At 75.1% G+C, this 12,700-nt stretch carries 5 protein-coding genes; 3 read left to right on the top strand and 2 right to left on the bottom strand.

The window, feature by feature from the left end:
• Positions 1-2: 2 nt before the first annotated feature.
• Complete coding sequence (locus tag GGQ83_RS12570) at positions 3-608, bottom strand: MarR family winged helix-turn-helix transcriptional regulator (RefSeq protein WP_375781523.1); 606 nt, start codon at positions 606-608, stop codon at positions 3-5.
• 170 nt (positions 609-778) lie between these two features.
• On the opposite strand from GGQ83_RS12570, the gene GGQ83_RS12565 reads away from it, so the two are divergent.
• The 3 genes from GGQ83_RS12565 to GGQ83_RS12555 all read left to right on the top strand — a co-directional run bounded on the left by GGQ83_RS12565 (position 779) and on the right by GGQ83_RS12555 (position 7,544).
• Positions 779-1,657 (top strand): branched-chain amino acid aminotransferase, encoded by an 879-nt coding sequence (locus GGQ83_RS12565; RefSeq protein WP_184384520.1) that lies wholly within the window; start codon positions 779-781, stop codon positions 1,655-1,657.
• A gap of 176 nt (positions 1,658-1,833) precedes the next feature.
• On the top strand, positions 1,834-4,710 hold the full coding sequence (locus GGQ83_RS20315; protein WP_184384518.1) for a glycosyltransferase family 4 protein: 2,877 nt from the start codon (positions 1,834-1,836) through the stop codon (positions 4,708-4,710).
• Between the two features lie 2 nt (positions 4,711-4,712).
• Entirely contained in the window at positions 4,713-7,544 is a 2,832-nt protein-coding gene (locus GGQ83_RS12555) for a glycosyltransferase (protein WP_184384516.1), read from the top strand.
• Here the strand turns inward: GGQ83_RS12555 and GGQ83_RS12550 are convergent.
• Positions 7,534-12,612 carry an alpha-2-macroglobulin family protein gene (locus GGQ83_RS12550; RefSeq protein WP_184384514.1) on the bottom strand — a complete coding sequence of 1,693 codons (5,079 nt, stop codon included), beginning with the start codon at positions 12,610-12,612 and terminating at the stop codon, positions 7,534-7,536. The genes GGQ83_RS12555 and GGQ83_RS12550 overlap by 11 nt on opposite strands.
• Positions 12,613-12,700: the final 88 nt, after the last annotated feature.

Below are 12,700 nucleotides of genomic sequence, written 5' to 3'. Positions count from 1 at the left end.
GGTCAGGCGCTCCGGCGGGCGGCCAGGGGGGACGTGTTGGGCGCGGGGGAGAAGGCCGGGGTGGTGCGGCCGGGGGCGGCGGCGCGTTCCAGCTCCTCGAACTGGGTGCGGGCCTCGGGCCCCATCAGCCCGCGCATGACGCGGCGGAAGCCCTCCACCGCCTCGGGCCCGGCCTCGCGATAGGCGCGCAGCACCCATTCGCGCTGGGCGTCGAAGAGGCGGCGTTCCAGTGCCTCCCCCTGCGGCGTCAGGCGCAGCAGGCGCTGGCGCTTGTCCTTCAGGCCGGGCGCCTGGTGGACATAGCCCTGGTCGATCAGTGGTTGCAGCACGCGCCCCAGGGATTGCTTGGTGATGGAGAGGATGGCCAGCAGCTCGCCCACCTTCATCCCCGGCGCGCGGCCCACGAAATGCAGCACGCGATGATGCGCGCGCCCCATGTCCAGCTGCGCCAGGATGCGGTCCGCCCCCGCGGTGAAGTCGCGATAGCCGAAATAGAGCAGGTCCTGGGCGAGGCGCAGCTCCTCTTCCCGCAGGAAGAGCAGGCTGCGCGCCGGCGCGCTGTCCGGGCGCATCATGTCCTGGTGCAGGCTGGGGGGGCGGTCCGGCATGGCTGCCATGCTCCTCTTTTCGGTCAGGTTCATTGACACATTTTTTCCGGACATTCTAGAAGCAAGGGGCATCACGCAATGATGCTGCGCCGCAAGGTGTCCGGGCATTCCTTTCCGAACATCCTCCACGGCGCAAGCGCAATGTGCAGACAAGCGGTGGAGAGACGCCCGTGGCCCTGGTTCCCTATGACGACCGTGACGGCTTCATCTGGTGGAATGGCGAATTCCGCCCCTGGCGGGACGCCAAGCTGCACGTCCTGACGCACGGGCTGCACTATGCCTCCGCCGTCTTCGAGGGCGAGCGCGCCTATGGCGGGCAGATCTTCAAGCTGCGCGAGCACAGCGAACGCCTGATCAACTCCGGCCGCATCCTGGGCTTCGAGATTCCCTGGAGCGTGGAGCAGATTGACGCCGCCTGCCAGGAGACGGTGGCGAAGAACGGCCTCACCAACGCCTATGTCCGCCCGATCGCCTGGCGCGGCGCGGAGGAGATGGGCGTGGCCGCGCAGGCCACGAAGGTCCACATGGCCATCGCCGTCTGGGAATGGGGCGCCTATTTCGGCGTGGAGCAGCGCATGAAGGGCGTGAACCTCGCCATGGCCAAGTGGCGCCGCCCGCACCCCGAGACGGCGCCCACCGCCTCCAAGGCCACCGGCCTCTACATGATCGGCACCATGAGCAAGCACGCCGCCATGGATGAGGGCGCCGACGATGCCATGATGCTCGACTGGAAGGGCGATGTGGCCGAGGCCACCGGCGCCAACGCATTCTTCGTCTTCGACGGCGAGATCCACACGCCCACCCCCACCTGCTTCCTGGACGGCATCACGCGGCGCACCGTCATGGGTCTCGCGCACAAGCGGCAGATGAAGGTGGTGGAGCGGGTGATCAAGCCCGAGGAACTGCCCCGCGCCACCGAGGCCTTCCTGGCCGGCACGGCGGCCGAGGTCACGCCCATCCGCCGCATCGGCACCCAGGATTTCACGCCGGGCCGCATCACCGAGACGCTGATGAAGGACTACGAGGCGACAGTGAACAACCGGGCGTAACTTTACGTCCGGCGTAATTCGCTGTTCCTTCGATTCCGCGTGCCGGGATCACGCGCAAAGCCTTGACGGCCGCGCCCTGCGCTGGAATGCAGGGGGCAGCCGGAGGTGAAGCGGAACATGCATGAGCCAAACGCCGTGCAACCGGAGTCAATTGGTTCATCGCGGGTGATGCGGGCGTGATCGCCCGCGCCTTGCGGCGCTGGCGCCTGCGCCCGGCCCTTCGGGCCCTGCGCGAGGCCGACGCGGCGCGTGACGCGGGGCGCTGGACACAGGCCGCGCAACGCTACCGCCGCTATCTCCAGGACAGGCCGCAGGACGCGCCCGTCTGGGTCCAGCTTGGCCATGCCGAGAAGGAGGGCGGCGAGCATGCGCGCGCCGAGGCCGCCTATCGCGAGGCCATGCGGCTGCGCCCCGAGGACCATGACGCGCCGCTGCATCTCGGCCATGCGCTGAAGCTGCAAGGGCGCCTCGTGGAGGCGACGGAGGCCTATGACCTCTCGGCCCGCCTCGCCCCCGTCAACCACGCCGCCCAGGAACTGCGCGCGCTCCGCCCCGAGCCGGAGTCCGATACGCCGCGCGGCCTCTTCCGCCCCGCCCCCATGGCGCGGGTGGTGGAGCGCGAGGCGCTCGCCGCCGCCCAGCGCGCCGCCGAGGCCGCGCCCGAGGACCGCGAGGCCCGCCGCGCCCTGGCCGAGGCGGCGCTGGCCGCGCATGAACACCTGCTGGCGCGCGAGGCGGCGCTGGCCTGCTGGACCGCCCAGCCCGACCGGCGCCATTGGCAGCTCGCGCGCCGCACCACCGGCGCGCCGCCACCACCCTCCGGCCAGGCGGCGTCCGGCGGCACCCTCTACGACGTGACGGACCTGTTGAGCCTCGTGCGCCAGACCGGCCGCGCGACCGGCATCCAGCGCGTGCAGCTCGGCCTCGCCGAGGGCATCCTGGCCGACCCCGCCGCGGCGGCCGAGGCGCGCTTCGTGGTGCTGGCCGAGCGCATGGGCCCGCTCTGGACGCTGGAGGTGGCCGATCTGCGCGCCATCCTCACCTATTGCCTGGCCGAGCGGCACGACCCCAACCGCGCCCGTGCCCTGGTGGAGGCCGCCTATGACCGCGCCCGCCCCACCGACCTCGCGGCCGCGCGGCATTTCGTCATCCTGGGCGCCTTCTGGTTCTGGACCGGGGCGCCGGCGGCACTCGCGCGGCTGCGCGCGGCGGGGCTGCGCATCGGCGTGCTGGTCTATGACCTGATCCCCGCGACCCACCCCGAATACACCAGCGAGGGCACGGTGCTGGCCTTCCGCCAGGGCCTGGCCGAGGGCGCCCAGCTCTGGGATTTCGCGCTGACCATCAGCGAATACACGGCGCGCGAGCTGCGGCGCGCCCTGGCGGAACTGGGCGCGCCCGCCATCCCGATCCGCCCCGTGCCGCTCGCCCACCGCATGAACGCGACGCTGCCGGAAGGGGGCGAGGCCTGGCCCTCCGCGCTGGCGGGGCTGCGCGGGCAGGACTACATCCTCTCCGTCTCGACCATCGAGGCGCGGAAGAACCACCTGGCGCTGTTCCAGGCCTGGCGGCTGCTGCTGGCCGAGGGGTTCGAGCCGCCGCCGCTGGTGATTGTCGGCAGGCCCGGCTGGCGGGTGGATGACCTGATGGCGCAGCTCGAAGCCACCCGCTACCTGGATGGGCGCATCCGCATCGTCCATGGCATCTCGGACCCGGAGCTGGACGCGCTGTATCGCGGCTGCCTGTTCTCCATCTTCCCCTCCTTCACCGAGGGCTGGGGGCTGCCGGTGGGGGAATCGCTGGCACTTGGCAAGCTCTGCCTCGCGGCCCCCGAGGGCGCCACGCCCGAGGCCGGCGCGGGCTTCGCCGAACCCATAGACGCCTACAGCCCCCGCGCCATCGCCGAGCGCGTGCGCCATTTCGTGACCGACCGCGCGGCACTCGCCGCCGCCGAGGCGCGCATCCGCGAAGGGTTCCGCGCGCGAAGCTGGGCCGAGGTCTCGGCCGATTTCCTGGCGGGCATGGCCGAACTCACCGCCGCCCCACCCCCGCAGCGCGAGACGCCCATGCCACCGCGCCTCGCCCCCGGCGAGCGCTGGGTGCTGGCCCAGGGCGCGCCCGCCTGCATGCTGCTGGGCGCGGGCTTCGAGCCGCCGGAGGATGGCGGCGCGCCCCTGCTCGGCGCCCATGGCAGCCTGGAGGTGACGCTGGATGCGCCCGCCACCTTGCTGCTGCGCTTGGCCGCGCGCCCCTGGGCGGAGATGAACCGCCTGGGCGCCTTCGCCGAGGGCGCCGCGCCGCGTTGGTTCGGCCTGATGCCGGGGCAGGAGGCGGCGGCGGTGCTGGACCTGCCCGCCGGCACCCACCAGATCGGCCTCCTGCTGGAAGGCCCGCTGGAGCCGCCGCCCGGCCACCCCGACCCGCGACCCATCCGCGTGGCACTGCGCGAGGTGGCGGCGGTGGCGCCGGGTGCCGCGCGCCTGCCGCCGCGCCGCGGCATCCAGCTCGGCCCCCTGGCCGAGAACCCCGCCTGGGCCGCCATGCTGGCCGATGGCTGGGATCTTTCGCCCGACATGGTGGGGGTGCAGCCCCTCTCCGTCGCCCCCGTCATCGCCTTCGCCGCCGAAGGGGTGGAGGCGGGCGAGGGGCTGCGCGTGCTGCTGCACCTGGCGGTCCAGCCCGGCGCGGGCGGGGTGCTGCGCCATGCGGGGGGCGACCTGCCGCTGCCCCAGGCGGGCGGGCCTCTCATCCTGCCGCAGCGGGTGGAGGCGGGCGAGGGCGGCCTCGTGCGGCTGCGCCTGTCCATGGCCGAGGGCGGCATGCCGCCGCTGCGCCTTGTCGGCCTGCAATGGGCGACGGAGACCGACACGGAAGGCCGGCTCGCCCTGCTGGAGGGGCTGCTGATGGCCGGCGGCGAGGGGCTTGGTCTGTCGGGCGCCGAGCGCATCGCGCAGATCGAGGCACGGCTGCAACGCGACGCTGGCGTGGCACCCCTGCCGGGCGGCGAGGCGGGGCGGGCCGCGCTGCGCCTCGCCGGCGCGCGCCGCACCTGACCATGCGCGTGCTGCTCGACATGCAGGGCGCGCAGGGGGCGTCGCGCTCCTCGGGCGTGGGGCGCTATCTGCGGGGGCTCGCGCATGGCATGGCCCGCGCCCGGGGCGGACGGGAACTGCACCTGCTGGTCAATGCGCGGCTGCGCGAATCCGCCGCCAGGCTGGTGGAGGAGTTCACGCCCATCCTGGGGCGCGAGGCGCTGCACCTCTTCACGCCGCCCGAGGGCTGCGCGGCGGGCGGCGACCCGCAATCCCCACGCCGGCGCCTCGCGGAACTGCTGCGCGCCGAGGCGGTGCATGACGCCACGCCCGACCTGCTGCTGGTCGGCTCCGTCTTCGAGGGCTGGCGCGACGAGGCCGTCACCACCTGGCCCGCCAGCCTGCAACGGCCGCGCACGGCGGCGGTGCTCTATGACCTGATCCCGCTCTCGCTGCGGCCGATGTACCTGGATGGGCTGTGGCGCGAGGCGGGGCTGCTGCCCTGGTATCATCGCGCGCTGGACGAGGTGGCGCAGGCGGAGACGCTGCTCTGCCTCTCCGAAGCCACGCGGGAGGAGGCGCTGCGGCACCTGCGCAAGCCGCATGAGCGCCTGGCCGTGCTGGGTGGCGGCGTCGAGCCGCATTTCGTGCCGCCCGAGGTGACGGACCCCGGCCTGCCCGCGCGCTACGGCCTGCCGCCGGACTACCTGCTCTTCCTGGGCGCGGGCGACCCGCGCAAGAACGAGGGCGTTCTGCTGGACGCGCTGGCCCTGCTACCGCCCGCGCTGCGCGCCCGCCACCCGCTCGCCATCGGGCATGTGAACCCGCCGCATCTGCGCGCCATGGCCGAGGCGCGCGGCCTGACCCCGCGCGAGGTCATCACGCTGCCCTTCGTGGCCGAGGCGGACCTGCCCGGCCTCTACGCGCAATGCGCGCTGCTGGTGTTCCCCTCGCTGGCCGAGGGGCTGGGCCTGCCGCTGATGGAGGCCATGGCCTGCGGCGCGCCCGTGATCTCGAGCAGCCTTTCGGCCATGCCCGAGGTGATGGGCCGCGCCGACGCGCTGTTCGACCCGAACGACGCGCCCGCCCTGGCCCGCATGATCGAGGCGCTGCTCCGCGATCCCGACCGCCTGGCCGAGATGCGCGCCTATGGGCTGCGCCGCGCGCGGGAGTTCAGCTGGGACGCCGCCGCCGCCCGCGCCTGGCCGGCGCTGGACGCCATGGGCGCGGAGCGCGGCTACTGGCGCCCGCTGCCGCGCCCGCGCCTCGCTCTCGTGGCCCCCCTTCCGCCCGCGCCCACCGGCATCGCGGACTACACGGCGGAGCTCGCCCCGGCGCTGGCGCCGCACTATGCCGTGACGCTCGTTTCCGACACTCCGCCCGAGGGCGCGCTGCGCGGCCGCTTCCCCTGGATGCCGGAAACCGAGTTCCTGGCCGAGGGCGCGCGCTTCGACCGCATCCTCTACCAGCTGGGCAACAATGCGCTGCACGCCTCGACCCTGCGCCGCCTGCTGCCGCGCCACCCGGGCATGGTGACGCTGCACGACCCCGTGCTGACCGACCTGCGCAACTGGATGATGACCGACCGCGCCGAGCGCGAGGCGGCGCTGGCGCGGCGGGTGGAGGAGGAAGGCTACCCCGCGGCCCTGGCCGGCAAGCCCGGCGCCGGCAGCGCGGGCGTGCTGGCCCAGGCGCTCGGCGTGCTGGTCCATTCCGCCCATGCGCGGCGGCGCCTGCAGGACGAGTACGGGATGGAGGCCACCCAGCATGTGCGGGTGCTGCCGCATCTGCGCGCCGGGTCCGGCCTGCCGGCAAGGGCGCGCGCGCGGCGCGCGGCGGGGCTGGGGCGGGGGGCCTTGGTCGTTGCGGCCTTCGGCCTTGTCACCATCCGCAAGGAGCCGATCGAGCTGGTGAAGGCCTTCGCCCGCATCGCGGCGCAGTTTCCCGAGGCGCGGCTGGTCTTCGTGGGCGGGGCCCAGGATGCGCTGGACCGGCGCATCAGCGATCTGGCGCGGCGGCTGAGCCTCGCCTCGCGCGTCAGGGTCACGGGGCGCCTGCCGCTGCCCGAATATCGCCACTGGCTCGCGGCCGCCGACCTCGCCGTGCAGCTGCGCGCCGACAGCACCGGCGAGACGTCGGGCGCCGTGAAGGACGCGCTGATGGCGGGGCTGCCCGTGGTGGTCAACGCCCATGGCGCCATGGCGGAACTGCCGGAGGGGGCCTGCCGGATCATTCCCAACAGCTTCACCGAGACGGAGCTGGCGGAGGCCATCGGCCGGCTCCTGGCCTCGGGCGAGGCGCGGAAGGCGCTGGGGCAGGCGGGCCGCGCCTGGGCGCAGGCCGCCCTGGCGCCCGAGGATGTGGGAAGGCGGCACCGGCAGCAGATCGAGGAGGCCTATCTCTTCGGGCCCGGCGCGGGCGGCCATGACGTGGCCCGCTGGGCGGCGGAGCTGCCGCTCTCGGCCGAGGACGCGGCGGCGGGCGGCGTCGCCATGGCCCGCGCCTGGCCCGGGGCGCGCCGGCCCCGGCTGTGGCTCGACATCGCCGCCCCGGGTTTCGAGCCGGGCTTGCCCGCGCTGCTGCGCGAGGGCGCGGGGCGTTTCCGTCCGGAGCCCTGCCGCCTTGCCGCGGGCGGCTTCGTGACCGCCCATGGCTGGGCCTGGGAGAAGCTCTCCCTGCCCGGCCTGCCACCGCCCGAGGGGCCGGCCGTGCTGACCCCGGCGGATGCGCTGCTGACCGCGGCACCCGCGGGGCGCGAGGCCGCCATCATCGCCGGCTGCCGCCTGCTGGCGCCGCCCCCTGCCGGCGCGGGCGAGGCCCAGCGCGCGGCGGTGCTGGATCAGCTCACGGATTGACCGTGATGCGCGCGGCGTTCTGCCGCGCGAAGAAGGCGGGGCGGTACATGTCCACCACCTCCGCCCCCGGCAGCTCGAAACGGCCCGGCGTCACCACGCGGATGCGGGCGGCGATGCGCGCCTCCCGCGCCTCGCGGGTGAAGGTGAGGGCGGCGGCCAGGCGGTCATCCAGGGCGGGCATGGCGTCCACCTCGGTGAGCGGGCCGAGGTCCGGCTGGCCGGGCACGGGGCCGGGTGCGAGGCGGGTCACGATCTCCCACCCCGCGGGCAGGCCCTGGGTCAGCATGGCCATGTGCTCCTGCCCGCTCTCGGCGCGGGCATCCAGCACCAGCAGGAATTCCACCCCTGGGCGCATCGTGTCGAGGTTCAGCGCCTGGCCATCCAGCGCCAGGAAGCGGCGGCGGATGGTCATCTGCTGGCGGCCGGCGGGGGCGGCCTGGGCCGGCGTGCCGGAGATGGCGACCTGCACCGGCAAGGGCGCCTCGCCCGCGTTGCGGAGAACGCCGCCGCCGGTCACGTCCAGAACGCGCGCCTCAGTGGCGCTGCCGTTCCAGGCGGCGCGGACGGGCCGAGCGTCCTGGCCGAGGGTCACGGCCGCCAGCACGGCCCAGGCCTGTTCCTGGGTGGAGGCGCGGGCGGGGGTCAGTTCCGGGCCGGGCAGGCGGGCCGCGGCGGCGCTGATCTGGGCGGCGGGCAGCCCGGCCTCGCGCGCCAGCACCACCAGGGCCAGGGCGTCGCGCGCCGCGCTGCCATAGTCGTAGAGCCAGTCGCGGCGGTCGGTCAGGGCCAGGGCCTCGGCGAAGGCCGCGTTCGCGCGCTCCGCATCGCCCGCGCGGGCGAAGCTGGCGGCGAGCTGCGCGCGGGCCAGCGGCGTGGGCAGGCGCGGCGCCACCTCCAGCAGCCGCCGCGCCGCCCCCAGCCGGTGCCGCCCGGCGAGCGAGAGCGCGTTCAGCCGCGCCGCCTGGGCCGCGAACTGGGTGGGTTCGGAGGGGCTTTGTTCCAGCCGCTCCTCAAGGTCCGCGAGCGCCGCCTGCAGGGGCGCCTCGGGCACGGTGGCGCCGGCGGCGCGGGCGCGCAGCAGGGCCTCCACGGCATAGGCGGAGGTCCAGTATTGCGGCTCGCCCTGGGCGGACCACAGGCCGAAGCTGCCGTCGAAGCGCTGCCGGGCCAGGATGCCGTCCACGGCGCGTTGCAGGGCCACGGCGTCGCGGACGGGGCTGCCCTCGTTCATCGCGGCCGCCATGCCGATGGCCTGGGAGGAGACCTGCTCCAGGCAGGCCAGCGGGAAGGCCTGCAACGCCGCCAGCATGCCCGCCGCGTCATAGCGCACGGGTGAACCCAGCCGCGCCACGGCCCGCCAGCCGGGCAGGAAGGCGCGGGCATCGGGGGCGAGGCGCGCCTCGGCGCCGGGGGCGATGTCCAGGGTGGAGAGCGCGGTCGCGATGGGGCGGGAGGAGCGCACGGTGATCCGCGCCTCGCGCGTCGCGGTGAAGCCGCCGGGGCCGGTGACGGAGAGGCGCAGCACGCCCTCGCCCGGCGCCACGGCGCTGAGCGGCAGGGGCGGCTGGGCGCGGGCGCCCGCCTCCATCCGTGTGGTGATCCGCGCCTCGCCACGCAGGGCCAGCGCGCCTTCGGCCGTGAGGTTCACCACCACCTCGCCCGCGGGCAGTTCCAGGTTGTGCAGCAGCAACGCCGCATCGGCCTCGTCGCCGGGGGCGAGGAAGCGGGGCAGCAGCGGTTCGGCCAGCAGCGGGTCGCGCACGGTCAGCGGGCGGGATGCGGCACCCACGCGCGCCTCGGCCCAGGCCACGGCCATCAGGCGCAGTTCGCCCGCGAAATCGGGCAGGTCGAGGGGGATCACGGCGCGGCCCTGGGCGTCCGTCTCCACCACGCCGCTGAACAGCGCGACATTGCGCTGGGGCGGTGTGAGGTTGGCCAGCCCATCCATGTCATCGCCGCCCTGGCGCAGCGTGACGGGCGCGCCCTCGGGGGGCGCGATCAGGCGGCCATAATCGTCGCGGATGTCCACACCCAGGGTGCGGCGGCCCATGTAGTGCGTCAGCGGGTCGGGGCTGGCGAAGCGGGTCAGGCGCAATATGCCCTCATCCACGGCGGCCAAGGTCAGCCGCACGGGGCCGGAGGCGCCCGCCACGGTCACGGGCAGGTCGAGGCGCGTGTTGGGCCGCACGCGGTCGGGCGCGTCCAGCGTCACCGCCAGCGCCCGGCTGTCGGGCGCCATCTGCACCCAGGCGAGGCCGAGTGCGCGCCCCGGAAGCTGCGGCCCGGCCTCGGGGCGGAAGACGGTCACAGCCACATAGGCGCCGGCCCCCCAGGCGGCGTCGGCGGGCAGGGTGATCTCGGCCCCCGCCTCGGGCACCTCCATCTCGCGCAGGGAGAGCAGGCGGTCGGTCAGCACCGCCACGGCGGCGCGGCCGGCGAAGGGGGGTGTGACGCGCAGCGTGATGGTCTCGCCCGGCGCGTAGCTGGCGCGGTCGGTGGCCACGTCCACGCGGTCGGGCACCTCGGCGCTCTCGCTCGCCACCCAGCCGGCGCGGAAGCGGATGGAGGCCAGCGCCATGCCCCCCGCCTCCTGCGCCTCCAGCCGGTAGCGGCCGAAGGGGAGGGTGCGGGTGAAGCGGGCGGGCTCGGTGCCGGTGAGGCGGATGGGGGTGCTGTCCACCGGCTCATCGGTCCAGACCGTCTCGTAGCGGGGCGTGCCGCCGCGCACCACGATGCGCCAGTCGGGGCGTTCGCGCACCAGGCGCAGGTTCACCTCGCCGGCGAGGGGGTTGCCCTCGGCATCGGTCATGATGACCTGCACGGCGGCCTCGGCGCCGGCATCCACGGCGGCGGGGGCGTTCAGGCCCAGGAAGCGCGGCTGGGCCGCCATCGCGAGGTCGAGCGTGGCGCGCGAGGCGCGGCCGCCCGGTTCCTCCACCAGCACCGTCACCTCGCCGCGAAGGGGCCGCGTGGTGTCGGGCGCGCTGGGCAACTCAAGCCGCAGGGTGGCGCGGCCATCGGCGTCGGTCTCGGGGAGTTCGGCTGGGATCAGGTCGGGGGCGAAGGTTTCGTCCTCCAGCCCGAAGCGGAAGTCCGGCCATTGGGCGAAGGGGCTGCGCTGGGTGGTGAGGCGCAATTCGGCGCTGCCCGACAGCCCGCTGCCCGGTGCGCCATAGAGGAAGCGCGCCGTGACGGGGATGTCCAGCGGCTGGCCCGGCCGCAGCGGGCCTGGGGCGGGGCCGGCCTCGACGGCAAGGCGCTCGGCCACGAAGGCCTCCACCCGGAAGGTGAGCTGGCCGACCGGCGGCGCGTTGGGGTCCGTCACCGCCTCCAGCGTCCAGGCGCCGGCCTGGGCGCCCAGGGGCAGGGCAACGGGCCAGTGGCCGCCATCGCGCACCACCTGCTCGGCCAGGACCTGCCCGTTGGGGCGGCGCAGCCGCAGGCGGAGCGGCGCGTCCGAGGGCGCGCCGCCCACATCGCGCAGCAACGCCATGGCCTGCACCGTCTCGCCCGGCCGGTAGATGCCGCGATCCAGCCAGAGGAAGGCATCGAGCGGCCCCGGATGGGCGCGGCCCGCCACGCCGCGATCCGACAGGTCGAAGGAGGCCGCCTCCAGGTTGAGCGTGACGAGGTCATCCTCCGTCATCGCATGCAGCGCCACCGGCGCCATGGGCCCCTCGCCGCGCAGCAGGGGGGCGTTGAAGCGCGCCAGCCCGTCGGGGCCGGTGGTGACTTCCGCCAGGATGTCGTTGTTGCGGGCCATCAGCGCCACGCGCACGCCCTCGCGCGGGGCGGCGGAAGCCAGGCCCCGCACCTGGGCGGCCAGCCCCCCCGCGCCGCGCCAGGCCGAGAGGCCGAGGTCCGTCACGATCAGCGGCTGGGCCGCCGTCAGCCCGCGCGAATCCCGCGCGCCATCGGCCGGGCGGGCCACCATGATGTAGAGGCCGGGGCCCGCCGTCCGCACCGCGTCCGGCAGGGGCACGGAGAGGCGCTGGAAGCGATTGGCCTCGCCGCGCGGGAGTTCGATGGCGCCCTCCCACACCACCTGGCCCCATTCCTCGTGCAGGTAGCCGGCGGTCCAGCCCGAGATGGCCTCGCCCAGCCGCGCCTCGCGCGAGAAGGGGATGAGGCTGCGCTCCGTCAGGCGGATCACGCGCATCTCGATGGCCGAGATGTTCATCAGCGCCATGGGCACCCGCGCCTCGGCGCGGTCGCGCGGCATCAGGTAGTGGCCGGGGTCGAAGGCGAGGCGCGGCGCCCGGTCGGGCATGGCGATGTTCAGCACCTGGTCCTGGTTCACGCGCAGCCCGTCCTCGCCGGGCATGCCGGCGCGCAGGATCACGCGGGTGCTGCGGCCGAGCGGCAGGCCCAGGATGCAGATCGAGTCGCGCTCGCGCGTGAAGCCGAGGCCGGGGAGGGCGGGTTCGGCGCGCAGCCAGTCCTCGGGGCGCCAGTCGTCGCGGCGGGCGGGCGGGGTGGTGAAGCCGAGGCAGGCGCGAGCCGGCTCGGCGTCGGGCTCGGTGTTGAGGCGGCGGACCAGGACGCCCACCTCCCGCCGCGCGGCGGCCAGCGCCTGCTGGTGCGCGGGGTTGCCGGGGTCGCGCTGCAGCACGGCCTCCAGGGCCGCCAGCCGCGGCAGGGGGCGGTTCTGCGCGGCCAGCGCGTCGGCCATCACCAGCAGGGAGGGGATTTCCGGCGCGCCCCCCGGCACCTCGATGAAGTTCTGCCAGGCGGCCCGCAGGGCACGGACGCCATCGGGCGGGGTGCGGCGCAGCTGCGCGCGGGCCAGGGCCAGCCATTGCTCGGGCGTGGCCTGGCCGAGGGCCACGCGGGCCTCCCAGGCCTCGGCGGCGGCGGCCCAGTTGTTCTGGCGTTGGGCCGTGGCGGCGCGGGACTCGGCGGCCTGGCGCTGAGCGGCGGTGCCGCCGGCGGGGTGGCGGCGTTCCAGCTCATCCCGGTAGCGCTGGGAATCCTGCCACAGGCCCGGGATTTCGAAGCCCTGTGCGGCCAGCGGGAGGGCGGGCAAAGTGAAGGCCAGCAGGAACAGCAGGAACAGGCGCCGGAACATGGGCAGGCTTCCTCGACCATTGCCGGGCGGCTGATTCACGGCCTCGGCGATGTCACCGAAGCCGATCGGACGCCCCCGGGGAGGCGTC

The organism is Roseococcus suduntuyensis, from assembly GCF_014196305.1.
Lineage (GTDB): Bacteria > Pseudomonadota > Alphaproteobacteria > Acetobacterales > Acetobacteraceae > Roseococcus > Roseococcus suduntuyensis.
Note: the sequence above shows the minus strand (reverse complement) of the source record. Positions and strands in the feature narration are given on the sequence as shown.